At 67.3% G+C, this 14746-nt stretch carries 10 protein-coding genes; 3 read left to right on the top strand and 7 right to left on the bottom strand.

Annotation, left to right across the window (positions count from 1 at the left end; all coding sequences use genetic code 11):
* Nucleotides 1-372 precede the first annotated feature (372 nt).
* Nucleotides 373-4350 carry a helix-turn-helix domain-containing protein gene (locus EII42_RS03820; RefSeq protein WP_158676394.1) on the bottom strand — a complete coding sequence of 1326 codons (3978 nt, stop codon included), beginning with the start codon at nt 4348-4350 and terminating at the stop codon, nt 373-375.
* 154 nt (nt 4351-4504) lie between these two features.
* A complete protein-coding gene (locus EII42_RS03825; RefSeq protein ID WP_125170801.1) occupies nt 4505-5413 on the bottom strand; it encodes an aminoglycoside phosphotransferase family protein in 909 nt (302 codons plus the stop codon).
* 580 nt (nt 5414-5993) lie between these two features.
* On the opposite strand from EII42_RS03825, the gene EII42_RS03830 reads away from it, so the two are divergent.
* Entirely contained in the window at nt 5994-6866 is an 873-nt protein-coding gene (locus EII42_RS03830; protein WP_125170802.1) for an aminotransferase class IV, read from the top strand.
* A gap of 5 nt (nt 6867-6871) precedes the next feature.
* Here the strand turns inward: EII42_RS03830 and EII42_RS03835 are convergent, their stop codons facing one another.
* The 3 genes from EII42_RS03835 to EII42_RS03845 are packed head-to-tail and all read right to left on the bottom strand — an operon-like array spanning nt 6872 to nt 10143.
* On the bottom strand, nt 6872-7465 hold the full coding sequence (locus EII42_RS03835; protein ID WP_125170803.1) for a hypothetical protein: 594 nt from the start codon (nt 7463-7465) through the stop codon (nt 6872-6874).
* The gene (locus EII42_RS03840; RefSeq protein WP_125170804.1) at nt 7465-8742 is read right to left on the bottom strand and encodes a thymidine phosphorylase; all 1278 of its coding nucleotides are present in this window, start codon (nt 8740-8742) and stop codon (nt 7465-7467) included. Before EII42_RS03840 ends, EII42_RS03835 begins: the two co-directional genes overlap by 1 nt.
* Before the next feature lie 9 nt (nt 8743-8751).
* A complete protein-coding gene (locus EII42_RS03845; RefSeq protein ID WP_125170805.1) occupies nt 8752-10143 on the bottom strand; it encodes an amidase in 1392 nt (463 codons plus the stop codon).
* 272 nt (nt 10144-10415) lie between these two features.
* Here EII42_RS03845 and EII42_RS03850 point away from each other — a divergent pair, with 272 nt between their 5' ends.
* Nucleotides 10416-11588: an MFS transporter gene (locus tag EII42_RS03850; protein ID WP_125170806.1), complete on the top strand. Its 1173-nt coding sequence runs from the start codon at nt 10416-10418 to the stop codon at nt 11586-11588.
* 19 nt (nt 11589-11607) lie between these two features.
* On the opposite strand, the gene EII42_RS03855 is transcribed toward EII42_RS03850, so the two are convergent.
* A complete protein-coding gene (locus EII42_RS03855) occupies nt 11608-13194 on the bottom strand; it encodes a xylulokinase (RefSeq protein ID WP_125170807.1) in 1587 nt (528 codons plus the stop codon).
* A 274-nt stretch (nt 13195-13468) separates the two neighbouring features.
* On the opposite strand from EII42_RS03855, the gene EII42_RS03860 reads away from it, so the two are divergent.
* Nucleotides 13469-13756 (top strand): DUF1540 domain-containing protein, encoded by a 288-nt coding sequence (locus EII42_RS03860; protein ID WP_199729789.1) that lies wholly within the window; start codon nt 13469-13471, stop codon nt 13754-13756.
* A gap of 122 nt (nt 13757-13878) precedes the next feature.
* On the opposite strand, the gene EII42_RS03865 is transcribed toward EII42_RS03860, so the two are convergent.
* On the bottom strand, nt 13879-14649 hold the full coding sequence (locus EII42_RS03865; protein ID WP_125170809.1) for a hypothetical protein: 771 nt from the start codon (nt 14647-14649) through the stop codon (nt 13879-13881).
* Nucleotides 14650-14746 lie beyond the last annotated feature (97 nt).

A 14746-nucleotide genomic window follows, 5' to 3' on the forward strand; every position in this document is an offset into this window, starting at 1 on the left:
CGCTAACGTCTCGACCACTTCTCCGCAGACTTACAGGACACGTCATAACGCCCAGCCACCCGGCTATTGACCAGCCCCCGCTCGACCACGACCCGGGCCAGCCCAGTCGGGTTCGTGATATCAAAACAGCCTTCGAACGGACAGTGTGAGACACGAAGGCCTCCCCGACGGTGGCGCTGGCTTCTATACAGCCCCAACTCCACCACAGGAGGCCCTCACCTCACATGCCCACACCACACGAACCACACCAACCCGACCGGACATCACAACTAGCCCTTCCCGATCCGCACAGAGTCCGCAAGGATCTAGAGTGACGAGTTCGATCCAGCCGTTCGGAGGACCGGTTTCGGACCCCGAGTGCTGCCAACGGTTTCAGTCCAGATCTTGGTCCAGTTGGGCTTGTTCGTCCTCACGGATGGCATAGCGTTCGTAGGACTCTGCAATGGCGCGCAGAATTCGCGCAGTTCGGGGCCAATGCACCTGGACCGCCAGACCCCACTGCTTGTACTGCTCAGCCAGCGTTCGCTCCTGGCTGCCGCCGTCGTATACACCACGCCAGGTGACACCGCGGCTGTTCAGTCGGCCGATCATTGCGCCGTTCTCTAGCTGGCGACTACCGATCGACTCGATGAGTTCTCGAACTGGAACGGGTGGCCAGATTCCGTCGGCGTCAACTGGAGCGTGAGCAAAGGTTTGGCCAATCAGTTCGTCACCGATGTCTGCTCGGTCAAGGTCGGATAGTTGCAGACGAGCCTGCCTAACCCACTCCTGCATCGTAGCTTGATCAAGTGTGCCGTCCTCTTGTCGTCCCGGGAAGCCGTGCCAGCCGTTAAGGACACGCCAAGCGTGCTCGGCTAGCTGATCCACTCTCTTGCTCTGACGGTGAGATTCGTTTGCACTCCGGAACGCGCGCTTAACGAGATCAACGAACAGGGCAGGGTTCGAGGAGAGAGCCTGGTTAAGGGCACGTGGTTCGCGGTCGTGCTGGAGGAGCCCGAAATAGTAGAACTCCAGAGATGCGAGGTCGGCGACTGGCACGTCGGCTGCGGCTAGGTAGTCCAGCAATGTCCCGACGTAGTAGCCGGTCATCTGTGATTTCCTCGCCCGCCCTAGGTCCTGGGTGATCGCCGCGCGCAAGACGGATAGGAGCAGCGCTGCGCTCGGGAGACGCTTCTTCTGGTCCACTGTCGGCTCGAAGATGCCGTGGCTCGCGATCGCAATCGCCGACCAAGCTCGTGCTCGTTCGAGGAGCGCCTCGATAGCACTGACAAGATCTTCATAGGGAACTACATCGAAAGGCGCCTCGGACCAGAAGAGCTCTTCAGCGGCTGGGAACTCGCGGAGAACCTCCCAGAACCGGCTTTCCGTCGGGACATTAAGCACCAACCTTCTCAGGGCCTCGCCCCCTAGGTTGCCCCGTTCGAGCGCTCGCCTGAGATCCGCTGGTCCATTGACAGCGAGATGGCTACGGGCCCAGGTTGTCGCGGCTTCCTGAAGCGCTGTGTTATTCGATGACAGCCAGTCCAGCATGGTGTCGAGAGCATCAATCGGCTCATAGGTTGACAGAGTCCGGCCGACTTCTGCCGGAGCCTCGGCACGGGCCGTTAGCGCGCCGAGCTGTTCCCACGCGTCATGGCGGGCGAAGAGAAGGTCAAATGTTTCGCGCCGTTTGGCTTCCAGCGCTGTCTGGTAGCGCTCGTAGTCATTCGAGTCTGCACCCGACAGGTACGAGCGCCAATCAAAGAGATATGCGAACCGGCGGAGGTCATCAGCAGGTTGGAGAAATTCGGCTAGTTTGTGTAAGCGGACGCATCGCTCCGCCGGCATTGCCCAGTCCGCGTCCTGAAAACGCTCGTGCCGCGCCGCGGTCTCTCGGGCCTGTTCGAACAGAGCCAGCCGAACGTCATCATCCAAGTCGCCGCGCGATGCCTCGCCCTCGAGGAACTCGATGATCCGATTCGCTTCATCCGGGCCAACCGTGGACAGTGCTTCCGCAAGCCACGGCAAGGCCGTGCGATCATCTGTGCCCCATTCGATAGCTCGGTCGACCATACTTTTCACGAAAGCAACCCATTCGTTGATCGACATCTGGTCATTTGAGGACTTCCAGAGGCGATAACGCGGCTCATGGGGTGGCGAAACCGAGGTGTTCCTGTCAGGCCACAAGGCCTTGAGTAATGCCCACCCTATCGTCTCGCTCACGGCCCGGCAGGCATCGATCGCTCCGAGTCGGGTCTCAAGATCTGCTCCGGTGTTCCGAATCCATCCGCAGAGGACGGTGGACATGCTCACGAAGGGCGTGTTACCCGAGTTCTTCGGCAGTTCGTAACGGCAAAGTCTGGCCAGGATCTGTGTTGCGCGAACGAGGTGGTCGGGCGACCAGCAGAGCCCTTCCAAGGCCCACAACAGGTGATGCTGTTGACCCGAAGGCCACAGCGTCAGCGCGTTGTCAATGGCTTGGAACAAGCGGCCGACGGTCGGATCGCTGGTTGCAAGGTCATCCTCCAGTGCAGAAAGGAAGGTGTCCGGAGCGGCCTCGGCAAGAAGCGGAAGCACGTCAGCGATCGCTCCCCAAGTGTGGCCCTCGGAGCCGGTCGTGACCTGACGCAGCACGTCGCGCACAACCCGTTCGGCCACTGAGGACAGGAGATTAGTGTCGCCGGGGCATGACTCGATCGATCCCGCCAGGGCGAGGCTCTCGGCGATACCGCGCCGCAGCTCAGGCGAGTAGGTTCTTCGCTCCCCCTTCGATTGGGCGACGATCTGCTCGTGCGAACTGAGGCCTTCATATGGATCCGGGTCCAGGAGAACGCTGGTTGCGATCTCCGCCCACCGCGATGCCAGTTCTGTTGACGTCAGGTTGCCAAGCTCCAGGAACGCCTCCTCCAGGGACGTGAATACGAAGACATTCCGCACGCTCCGGATCGCCGGATCTGATCCGCGACTGGCATCGGCGATGGCGCACTGTAGGTCGGCTAAGGAGATGGCAGCCAGTTCACTCAGGACTCGCAGGTCCTCGGGTTGATCGGTCCACCGACTGGCCAGCATCAGTGCGGCGAGCGTACCGGCCAACGGTGTCCGAGACCACGTTGGCTGCTGCACGCGAGGTGAGCGCGAAAGCCGTCGGACCAATGCGGGCATGCTCCGACGAGCAAGTACCGCGAGGTGATCGGCTTGGCACCAATCGACGTCGTCTGCTCTGAATGCCTCGGCCGCCTCATTCCGGCCAACCCTCGGCAGTCGGATGTCGACACTGCGGCGCATGGCAGAGTCACTATCGACGATAGATACGACATGCCTACCACTAGCGAGGGCGCGGGCTACATCTGCATTGTCGAATTCGGGCACCAAGATCCCAGGCCCTGGGAGTGTCACTATTCGGTCCCAGACGTCTGCCGAGCGGACGATTGTGACGGCGCCGGGTTCGCTCGACTCATCGTCGTCTGGTGTGAGGCACGCGTGCAGGAACCCTAAGGCGTCGTTGATCCACTCGGTCTGGATCGACGTAATTCTCGGCTCGCCACTAAGCAGAGAGCGTAGTTGCTGCGTCTCCTTAGTTCTCCCTGCGACGAAAAGATTCAGCGGAAGAGCCGGTTCGGTTGCAGCGGAGAAGCGGTCCCACCATGTCTCCAGGGTCAGCGCGTCCCGAGGCCGAAGACCGAGAGTTTCCGAGATCCACAGGTGTGCGGCGGGCGCAACCTGCAGCCAAGCTTCGAGGTCATCCGCATCAAGAACGAGGACATCCCTGAAGAATTTCTCGGCTCGTCGCTCGGCGGCCCACGAGTCTTTGCCCTGCCATCGACGGACTGTCACGAAGACGAAGGTGACATCTTGCGATGCCTCGCCCTTTCTTCCGTCGTAGTCCTTGGTGGCTTTGCCCTTGGAATCCTTGTCGGTGCCGAGCTCGAACCAGATTTGTCCGGCGGGCAGCAAGAGCGTTTGCCTCTCAAGGGTCGCGACCCCGTCCTTGCCGGCCAGAGCAACTCCGTCACCTGTCCGAAACGAGATCTGGCCAGCACCGGGAGTCTCGAACAACAGCCTACGCACCAACTCTGGAAGCCGATCCTGAGCTTCTCGAGCGTTGATCTGTGGCCACAGCGCGAGCCGGCTCGCAGTCGCATACTCGGGACTGGCGGTTCGTCGTTCGGCAGACAGGCTCACGGCCGGCGCTCCGCGCTGCGCTTTGAGACGCTCCACGTCGCTCGCACGGAACCTGTAAAACGACGTCCCCGGCAACCGCGCATCCGGTAGTAATCCTTTCTTTGCATACGCCCGCACGGTGTTCTCGTGCACGGCCAGTCGCCTGGCTGTCTCACGCACACTCAGGAACTCAGAAGCAGCATCATCCATACCAACAGCATACCTGATTGTAGACTTTGTGCACTTGAAGGCGACGGGCTTGGTGTAGAAAAGCAGAGGCTGAGGAGCAGACATGGATCCGGTGAGCGACGCGATCAACCCGCTGTGCTGTGCTGCTGATGTCGGTTGAGGTCAAGCAGCTTGATCATTGATCTATGAACATCGCCCCCGCAATGTCCCAAGAAACTTCCGCTTGAGTCTCGTAGCCGTTCTCGTGACACCACATCGCGTCATCCACGCTGCGCACGAGACACCACCAGCGCACGGTTGATGGCTCCAGCTCGGCCTTCTCGGCGAAGCGTTCCAGCCGATGCAGTACCGTGGCATTCGTGTCGTCACCGCCCCGGAATTCGCTCCAGCGGTTGCGCAGCAGTGGAACCACCTCAAACGCGGCATCGCCTTTCAGCGGCTTCGGGTCGATGACTGCCCACGCATCCTCACCGCGGCCGAGGATGTTGGCGTAATGGAAATCGCCGTGCAGCAGCGAGGGCTCCGACGGTAGGGCGGCCAGCTCTGCGCACAAATCGATGGCCGCGGAGACGAGCTTCTCGGGGCACGGTTTGCCGAGCCGCCGCCAGTCCTCGCGGAACTCCACACCCCACCGAGCAGCGATGTCGCCGACGCTGCGCAGCCCAGCGGGCGCAGGGACGCGCAGCTCACGAAGGAGATTGGCGGCAACGTCGAGCGCTTCCTGAATCGGGGCGTCCAGCAGGACCCGCCGTTCATCCAGCCGCTCCAGCAGCATGGCGCCGGCCCCTTCGTCGGCGCGCAGCACCGAGACTGCCCCATGACCGCCCCACTCGCGTAACGCAACGGGTTCGAGCCGAGTCTCATCATCGAGCCAACTCACCTTCAAAGCGCTGCGCTGCCCGTCTTCGCAACGGACAGGCAGAACCACGGCGCACATCCCGTACATCGGCGGCCCCTCCCGACGAAGGCACCACCTGTCGAGCAAGCTCTCCACAGTGCAAGGCAACGCCTCCAACCATTCTCGGGCGGCCTCCCCCTCCCTGCCCAGGATCGTGGCAGAAAAGTCAGCTGATACGTGAACCACTTCTACTCTCACATTCTGGTGCGGTTGAGGGCAATGCTACCGCTCAGGAGATCAGCAAAGCGGTCGATAGTGAATTGGCTAGGGGTTTTGTCTGCCAGGAGACGTTGTCAGTGGGATGAAGTGGGCTGGGTAGCGCGTCAGTGATCAGCTGTGCTCTAGGTCTAGCCGCTTCCCCAAGATGGCAGGATTCTGGAGCCTGTTAGGTAGCCTGGCAGAGCTAGTTTGGATGCAGGACAGCAAAGGGCCGGAAGAAGGCTCCCTGCGCAGACAGTAACCGATTATGTTTTTGGAGGGGCACCCTGACAGCTATCCGCATCAGCGACGATCGGGCGCGCAGGCCCCGGACAAGTTTGCCTTCCCACTGGTCGATAGCTACCACCGTTGCAGACACCAGTCAATCGCTGGGCGGGTGTTCGGGTCCACGATCCGCCCGTGCTCGAATCGCCGGCTGATGAACTGGCCGACGAAGGTCCGGCTCGCACCGTCGGCTCCAGCGCCCCGCGAGCCGGCGCTCCCGGCCCACTGGAGCCCATCCCTGAGCAACGCCCCGCCCTCAGCGGATGTCGGCTAGGCTCGGCCAATGGACATTGTTGTCATGCTCTCCCCCAGCCACCCCGACGGGGTGCTCACCGACGCACACCAGCCGCAGCTCAGCGCGCTCGCCCAAGGGCTGAGCCGCGGCGACGGCATCTTCGAAACCCTGCTGTTTGACGGCAGTCGGGTGAAGAAGGTGTCCGAGCACCTGTGGCGGCTTCAACATTCGGCCCGGATCACCGGCATCTCGCTGCCGGCGGAAGAGGCGTGGCATCGGGCGATCCGCACCGCCGTCGCCGCCTGGCGCCCGGAGGATCTGCCCGGCGTCCAGCCCGGCCAGGCGCTCGTGAAGCTGATCGTCGTGCGCGGTTACGCGCCGGAGAACCCCGCAGGCTACGCCTGGGTCAGCGTCACCCCGATGCCCGCCGCGCTGCGCCCCACCCGCCCCATCCGCGTCGCGCTCCTGGAACGCGCCTTCGACTCCGGCGCCGCCAAGCGGGCCCCCTGGCTGCTCCTGGGCGCGAAGACGCTCAGCTACGCCAGCAACATGGCCGCGCTGCGGGAGGCCGCGCGTCGCGGGGCCGACGATGTGCTGTTCACCACGACCGACGGGCTGGTGCTGGAGGGGCCCACCTCCACCGTCGTCGCGCTGGCGGGTGGCAGGCTGCTGACCCCGCCGACGGAGATCGGGGTACTGCCCGGCACCACCCAGCGGGTGCTGTTCCGCGCGGCGGAGCAGGCGGGTTGGGCCACCGGCGTCGCGCGCCTCACCCCGCAGGACCTGCGCGAGGCGGACGCGGTGTGGCTCACCTCCAGCGGCCGGCTAATGAGCCAGGTGCGGTTCCTCGACGACGCGGAACTCCGGATGGACGACGAGGCCCACCGGCAGCTGATGGCGCTCCTGCTCGCCACCGAGTAGGCGCCTCAGTAGGAGGTGAGGCCGCTTTCCCCGACGCACGCCAGGCCGTCGGGGAGCATCCGCGTCTTCGGCACCCCCGTGGGTATGTTGGCTGCGCTCAGCGAGGCGCAGTCCGAGGCCGTGGTGAACTCCACCAGCTGATCGATCGCGTCGCCGCTCGGCCCGTAGACGAACAGCCCGGCCCCGTCGCAACTGCCCTGCTCCTCCGCCAGCAGGAAGCCATCGGAGTGTGCGGCGAAGAGCTTGAACGACAGCTCGCACGGCTCCTGCAACCTGCTCGCCAGATAGGCCGCGAGGCTCTCGTGCAGACCCAGCGATTCCACCTCGGCGCGCTCCCGCACCTCAAGGTCCACGGCGCGCCACTCGGCTGGGCTGGCGCTCGTCCCGGCGTCAACCCCCGACGATGCCCCGCCCGGGGCGGGACTGGCCGGGCTGGGCGTGCTGGTGGTGGCGGCGTCGGCGGGCTCCACCGTCGCGGGTGAGGCGGATGGGCTGGGGCCGGCGGAGGACGTCCCGGCCGGCGCCGGCGACACCTCTGCCAGCGGGGCGGGTGCGCAGCCTGCCGCCAGCAGGGCCACCGCCCAGGCCGCGCGCCGCATCAGTCGACCCGGCCGAGCACGATGCCACCCAGCTCCGGGGCTTGGTCGGCGTACTCGACGGCACCGGCCAGCGCCTCCTGGGCGCGCGCGAACCGCTCCGGGGTGTCGGTGTGCAGGGTCAGCAGCGGCTGGCCGGCCTCGACGCGGTCGCCTGGCTTTGCGTGCAGTTCGACGCCCGCCACGGCCTGCACCTCGTCCTCCTTGCGCGCGCGTCCCGCCCCCAGCCGCCAGGCCGCGACACCCACGGCGAGGGCGTCCAGGCGGGTGATGTAGCCGGAGCGCTCGGCGCGCACCTGCTCCTGGTGTTTCGCCTCGGGCAGCTGCGCGTCCGGGTCGCCGCCCTGCGCGGCGATCATCCGCCGCCACACATCCATCGCGCGCCCGTCGGCGAGGGCCGCCTCGACGTCCACGTCGGTCTTCCCCACCGCCGCCAGCATTTCGCGCGCGAGGGTGCAGGTGAGCTGCACCACGTCGGCCGGTCCACCGCCGGCGAGCACCTCGACGGATTCGCGCACCTCAAGCGCGTTGCCCGCGGTGCGCCCCAGCGGGGTGTCCATATTGGTCAGCAGCGCCACGGTCTTCACCCCGGCGTCGGTGCCGAGGTCCACCATGGTGCGCGCAAGCTGCTGGGCGTCGTCGAGCGACTTCATGAACGCGCCGCTACCCACCTTCACGTCGAGCACCAGCGCGCTGGTGCCTTCCGCGATCTTCTTGCTCATGATGGAGCTGGCGATCAGCGGGATGGCCTCCACGGTGCCGGTAGTGTCGCGCAGCGCGTAGAGCTTCTTGTCGGCGGGTGCCAGGCCGGAGCCGGCGGCGCAGATCACGGCGCCCACCTCGTCGAGTTGGCGCAGCAGTTCATCGTTGCTGAGCGCGGCCCGCCAGCCCGGGATGGATTCCAGCTTGTCGAGGGTGCCGCCCGTGTGGCCCAGCCCCCGGCCGGAGAGCTGCGGAACCGCGACGTCGAACACCGCCACGAGCGGCGCCAGCGGCAGGGTGATCTTGTCGCCGACGCCCCCCGTCGAGTGTTTGTCGGCAGTGGGCTTGCTGAGGGTCGAGAAGTCCATGCGTTCGCCGGAGTCGATCATCGCCCGGGTCCAGCGCGCGATCTCGGCCCGGTCCATGCCGCGCAGCAGGATCGCCATCGCCAGCGCGGACATCTGCTCGTCGGCGACGTGGCCGCGCGTGTAGGCGTCGATCACCCAGTCGATTTCCGCCGGCGACAAGGTGCCGCCGTCGCGCTTGGTACGGATCAGGTCCACTACATCGAATTGCATCCCCCCAGCCTACAAGGCACCGGGTGGGCTGGGCGGGGTTCCCGGGCGACAGACGCGCTCCAGTTCGGCGCCCAACTGCAGCAGCGCATCCTCCCCGCCCGGGCGGCCGATCAACTGCACGCTCATGCTGAGCCCGCCCCGCCACCACGTGGGCAGGCTGAGCGCGGGCAGGCCGGCCACGTTGACGAACGAGGTGTGCGGGGCGTAGCGGCACTGGGCCAGGAAGTTCTCCCAGGGGTCTTCGGGATACCAGTCGATCGGGCGCGGCGGCAGCGCCGTCGTGGGGGTGAGCACGGCGTCGAGACCCTCGAACGCCCCGACGATGGCCTCCTCGTGCGCGAACAGGGCACGCAGCGCAGCCACGATCCGTCCCGCCGTGAGTTCGCGGCCCCGGTCCACCAGGTGGCGGGTGAGGGGTTCCAGCAGCTCGTGCTGCGCGGGCGTCATCGGGATCGCGGCGGCGTTGGCCCGCCAAATGGTAAGGAAGGCGTCCGCGTAGCCGGGCAGCTCGGGGACCGCCACCTCCGCCACCACATGCCCCTCCGCCGCGAGCGCCGCCGCGGCTGCCTCGACCGCGCCGCGCGCCTCGGCCCCGATGGGCGTGTCGACGATCTCCCGCCACGGTGCGAAGCCGCCGAGCACCCCCACCCGACGGCGGCTCGGGCGCTGCGGCACGCGCAGCTGGGCGGGCGGGCAGCCGAGGGTGCTGAGCCTGCGCGGGCTGCCCGCGATCATCGCCTCGACGAGCAGCGCGGCGTCGGCGACGGTTCGCGCCAGCGCCCCGGGGACGGCCAGCATGCCGAGCATGCCCAGCCCGGACTGCGCGGGGACGCGCCCTCTCGTCGGTTTGAGCCCGACGATGCCGCAGGCTGCGGCGGGGATCCGCACCGATCCGCCCGCGTCGGAGCCGGGCGCGAAGGGCAGCATGCCTGCTGCGACGGCGGCGGCTGCTCCCCCGCTGGAGCCGCCCGCGCCCAGCTCGGGGTAGCCGGGGATGGTGGTGTGGCCGTGGGCCAGGCTGGAGGTGTGGGCAGCGAAGCCGAACTCGGGCGTGGCTGTCTTGCCGATCGAGACTGCGCCGGCGGCGTCGAGCGCGGCCACCAGGCGATCGGAGTTCGTGGGCTGCTCGGCCCAGCCGCGCGAACCGTGGGTGGTGCGCGTGCCGGCACGCAGCTGCAGGTCCTTGTCCGCCAGCGGCGCCCCGTGGATGAGCCCGGCGGGCGGGATTCGGTCAAGTTCGCGGGCTCGGGCGAGGGCCAACTCGGGGGTCAGTTCGACGAAGGCGCCGCAGATGTCGTGCTCGGCGCGTGCGAGGTAGTGCCGCGTCACCTCCACGCTGCTCAGCTGCCTGCTGCGCAGCGCGGAGCACAGCTCCACGGCGGTGAGCTCACCGATATCCATGCCCAGCAGGCTAGCGCCCGACTGCCCCGACGCGCGGGTTGCCCTCGATGGCCGAGGCGGCTCGTCCAGCCCAGAAGGCCCCGGCCCCGACGCGCGGGTTGCCCTCTGGGTGCCCGTGGCGACGGGCCCGAAGTGACCTCTGGCCAGCCCGCGCCCACCCTGCGCCTGGAGCGCTCAGGCGTTCGAGCGCGCCACCCGCGTTCTCGGGGACTCCTGGGTGTTTCCGGACTGGTGGCTGCTGCATCGCCCGGCGTCGGGGGCAGAATGGGTCCATGAGTGTCGAACTTCGTCGGGCTCGGCGCGGGGTGACCATCGTCTTCTGGCTGAACGCGGTCGCCTGGGCTTCGGTGCTGCCGCGTTTCCCGGAGATCAAGCGTGAACTCGTGATCGCCGACCTGCCGTGGGGCGTCTACCTTTCGCTGGCCAGCATCGTCGGGATGCTGTCGGGGATGCTGAGTGCCCGGCTGCTGCGCCGCTTCCGTTCCGCGCAGGTGGTGAGCGTGACGCAGACGTGCGCCATGGCGTCGCTACTGCTGTTCGCCGTCGTGGACTCGCCTGTGCTGTTCGTGCTGGCGCTCACCACGATGTCCGCCTTCGACTCGGTGTGCGACATCGCCATGAACCATCACGGGATGCGTGTCCAGGTGGGTTATGGCCGCTCGATCCTGAACGGTTTCCACGCCTGGTGGAGCGTGGGCGCGGTCTCCGGCGGGCTCATCGGCGCGGGCCTGGCGCAGGCTGGGGTCCCGCTGATGTGGCAGTGCGTCGCCCTGACTGCCGTCTTCGTGGCGCTCACCCGCTACGCGCGCACGCTGCTCCTCGCCGGCGACGACCCGCGGCCCGTCGGCGGCGACGATGGCGCGGCCCCGCGCCGCATCCGGCCACAGGCGGTGGCGCGCCTGCTGGCGTTGGGCACGCTCGGGGCGGCCGCGATGCTGCTGGAGGATTCCGGCGCGTCGTGGGGCGCGGTTTACCTGGACGCGCGCTTCCAGGCTGCGCCGATCGTCGCGGGCCTGGCCTTCGTCGCGTTGCAGGGGGCGCAGATGGTGGGTCGGTTCACGGGCGACCGGATCGTTGACGCGCTGGGCCCTCGGCTGACGGTACTGTCGGGGTTGGGTGTCGCCGCTGTCGGCACCACGCTGGCGCTGGTGTGGCCGTCGCCGGCTCTCACCATCGTCGGGTTCGCGGCCGCCGGCTGGGGCATCGCGACGGTGATCCCGCAGGCGATGCACGCGGGCGCGAACATCCCAGGGCTGCCGCACGGCACGGGCCTGACCACCGTGACCAGTTTCCTGCGGCTGGGCGCGCTGGTGGGGCCGCCGCTGATCGGCGCCACGATCGAGACCGTGGGCCTGGAGTGGGGCCTGTTCGTGCTGCCGGTGGCGGCGCTCGTCGGCCTGGCCACGGCCCCGGCGCTGCCCCACGGCCGCGCGGCGCGGCGGTGACCCGGCCCGCGCGCGGGAGCTACTCCGCTAGCGCGCCCGCCGCGGCCCTAGCCAGGGGCAGCGCGGCCTCGTATCGTCTCAGGTAGGCGTCGAATCCTGCCGTCTCCTCGGGCCGGGCGACGATGGTGCACGTCTCCTCCTCGGCGAACACCTCCCGCGCGAGCCACTCGGAGAGACTGCCGCTGGGCTGGGTCGCGTAGCGCGCGAGGAGGGCCATCCCCCAGGCGCCGCCCTCGCTGGCGGTGTCGCGGACGGTCACGGGTACCCGCAGCGCGGCCGCAAGGTGGCGCTGGGCCACCTGCGGCGTGCGGAATAGCCCGCCGTGGGCGTACAGGTTTTCGAGCTCCACCCGTTCCGCCGCCAGCACGTCGAAGCCGATCCTGAGGCTGGCGAGCGCCCCGAAGAGCTGTGCTCGCATGAAGTTGGCGAGGTTCAGCTCGCTGTCGGGCAGCCGCACGAACAGCGGCCGTCCTTCGGCCACATCGACGGTGGGTTCGCCCGCGCGGAAGTTGTAGGCAACGAGCCCGCCCGCGTCGGGCGCGCCGTCGAACGCCCTCCGGTACAGGCTGCCATAGAGCTGGTCGTCGTCGAACTCAGCGCCGAGGGCGCGCGCGGCCTGGCCGAACAGTTGCACCCAGTGCTGCAGGTCCGCTGCGCCGTTATTGCAGTGCACCATCACCACGTCGTCGCCGGCCGGGGTGGCTACGACGTCGAGCTCCGGGTAGGGCCGGCTGAGCGGACGCTCCAGCACCACCATCGCGAAGATGCTCGTGCCCGCGGACAGGTTGGCGGTGCGGGGCGCGACGGCGCCCGTGGCCACCATGCCCGTGCCCGCGTCGCCCTCGGGCGGGGCGAACAGCGCACCCGGCTGGAGGGAGCCGCTGGGGTCCAGCAGGCGCGCGCCGTGGGCGGTCAACTCGCCCGCGGGCTGCCCGGCGACGAGCACCTTGGGCAGCACATCGCGCAGCCGCCAGGGCAGAGCGCGTTCCTCGACGTGGCGGGTGTAGCGCTCAAGGAGTCGCTCGTCGTAGTCGCCGGTGGCGGCGTCGGTGGGGAACATGCCGCTGGCGTCGCCGATGCCGAGCACGCGCTGGCCGGTGAGCCGCCAGTGCACGTAGCCCGCGAGCGTGGTCAGGTGGGCGAGCCGCGCCACATGTGGTTCGGCGTCGAGGATGGCCTGGTGCACGTGCGAGATGCTCCACCGTAGTGGGATGTTGACGCCGAGAACTTCGCTCAGTTCCTGCGCGGCCCGCTTGGTCGTCGTGTCCTGCCAGGTGCGCAGCGGCACGAGCTGGTGGCCTTCGTCGTCGAGCGCGAGATAGCCGTGCATCATGCCGGAGATACCGATGGCGGCGACGGTGCGCAGCTCGACGGCGTACTCGGCCAGTACCTGCGCCGCGAGTTCGCGATATGCGGCCTGTACGCCCAGCCACACGTCGGCGAGCGCGTAGGTCCAGTGGCCGTCTTCGAGTCGGGCGCTCCACTGGTGGCTGCCGGTGGCGATTGGCCGGTTGCGGCGGTCAATCAGCACCGCCTTGATACGGGTGGAGCCGAACTCGATCCCGAGCGCCGCGTGGCCGCCCAGCAGTTCTGCGCGTGTGGACATCGTCGCACCTTCCTCCGTCGTCCTCGACGGGCACCGGTCGGGGTCCTCAGGCTAGCGCACCTGAGGCTCCGCTGGTTTCGCCGACGTCTGAGGATTTGCCCGGCGACGGCCTGCACCTTTTCCCAACCTTCATATTTACGATACTTAGACCAAGCCAAAAACATCGCAAAAATAGGCCGCCCAAGTGGCAAATGTGCTTGTTAAGTAAGGTTTCCCTTTCTTGCGCACCCTTTCCAATTGAAGTAACGTAATTCATGTCCCAAGGCGAACGAGCATGAGAGGAACCGCCATGAGCACCATCACCGAAGTCAAGTCCTGCGCCACCACTTCCTGCACCTACAACAACAACGGCTGCGCCGCCTACGCCGTCACCGTTGGAGACGGCAACGGCACCTGCACCACGTTCGTCAAGCTCGACGTGCGCGGCGGCCTGCCCACCCTGAACAGCAAGGTTGGCGCCTGCCAGCTGCTTGAGTGCGTGCACAACTCAGACCTGATGTGCACCGCGAAGGCCGTCGAGTTCGACGCTAACGCGAAGTGCCTGTCTTACGAAGCTCGCTGATTCCGGCGTAGCTCGTAGCGCCTGAGCCAGGAACGGGTCCCCGACCAAGCAGCGGGGACCCGTTCCTGTTTCGACGTCGACCAAGCGGTGCAGGTGGAGAGAGCAATGGCGACGTCGGGTTTCTAATTCAGACGAGCAATCTGGGCGCGAAAGGCCTCCTGGGTGGTCACTTGCTCGTCGAATTGCACGAAGACTGTCGCGATCTCGCGCGTCCCCGTGGTAATCAGCGTGACGCCGATCAGGTCGACATCGACGCAGAAGACTTTGTTCGCCAGGCCGCCGCAGATTTGGCCGTCCACCTGGGTGAAGGAGACGGCCCCCGCCTGCGAGCCCGTCATCACGCGCCAGCAGAGATCCCGCAGGCGCCCCTCGCCCAGCGCCAGCACGTCGTCGCACGCCGTAATCGCATCCGGCTGCGGTGCCGCGTTGGGCAGCCGACGCCCCAGCGGGAGCGCGGAGACCCCGGAGAAGTCGTGCACCACCAGCCGATCCCCGCTCAGCATTCCGATCCGGCCACCCGCCACCTCCAGCGGGATGCGCAGCAGCTCCGGCAGCCGCGAGTAGCAGGCCCCGACCTCCTCGTCCGAGAGCCACACGAGGTCGGCGAGCATGTGCGCTGAAGCCACCTCGATGGACGGGAAGGCGAAAGGTGCCTGCTTGTTCAGATCGAGCCGCACCGCGACGGCCTCACCTGCCGGGAGCCCGGCCAGCCGCCCTTCCGTGACGACGCAAGCCACCAGCAACTGCCCGTCGACGATGGCGTGCGCCGCGCACGAAAACTCCTCACCCAGCCGATAGGCCCGCACCCGCGCCGCCGCCCCGCCGTCGAGCATCCGCAGCCCGAGAGCTTCTACGCGCTCGCTCATCATCGGCTCGTGCTGGGTCAGGGTCATCTTCGGCTCCTAGCTGGTCAACAACCCCAACCATATACGGGATGCACTCGTTTTGAAAATAGCCAATTTTTCAATCTCGCCGCGCCGGCCGCGACGG

Source organism: Tessaracoccus sp. OH4464_COT-324 (genome assembly GCF_003932855.1).
Classification (GTDB): domain Bacteria; phylum Actinomycetota; class Actinomycetes; order Propionibacteriales; family Propionibacteriaceae; genus Arachnia.

Coding starts and splice junctions, on each gene's coding strand:
- EII42_RS03840 (WP_125170804.1), bottom strand. CDS start 8,742: ATGCAATTCGATGTAGTGGACCTGATCCGTACCAAGCGCGACGGCGGC.
- EII42_RS03850 (WP_125170806.1), top strand. CDS start 10,416: ATGAGTGTCGAACTTCGTCGGGCTCGGCGCGGGGTGACCATCGTCTTC.
- EII42_RS03855 (WP_125170807.1), bottom strand. CDS start 13,194: ATGTCCACACGCGCAGAACTGCTGGGCGGCCACGCGGCGCTCGGGATC.
- EII42_RS03865 (WP_125170809.1), bottom strand. CDS start 14,649: ATGACCCTGACCCAGCACGAGCCGATGATGAGCGAGCGCGTAGAAGCT.
- EII42_RS03845 (WP_125170805.1), bottom strand. CDS start 10,143: ATGGATATCGGTGAGCTCACCGCCGTGGAGCTGTGCTCCGCGCTGCGC.
- EII42_RS03860 (WP_199729789.1), top strand. CDS start 13,469: ATGAGAGGAACCGCCATGAGCACCATCACCGAAGTCAAGTCCTGCGCC.
- EII42_RS03835 (WP_125170803.1), bottom strand. CDS start 7,465: ATGCGGCGCGCGGCCTGGGCGGTGGCCCTGCTGGCGGCAGGCTGCGCA.
- EII42_RS03820 (WP_158676394.1), bottom strand. CDS start 4,350: ATGGATGATGCTGCTTCTGAGTTCCTGAGTGTGCGTGAGACAGCCAGG.
- EII42_RS03830 (WP_125170802.1), top strand. CDS start 5,994: ATGGACATTGTTGTCATGCTCTCCCCCAGCCACCCCGACGGGGTGCTC.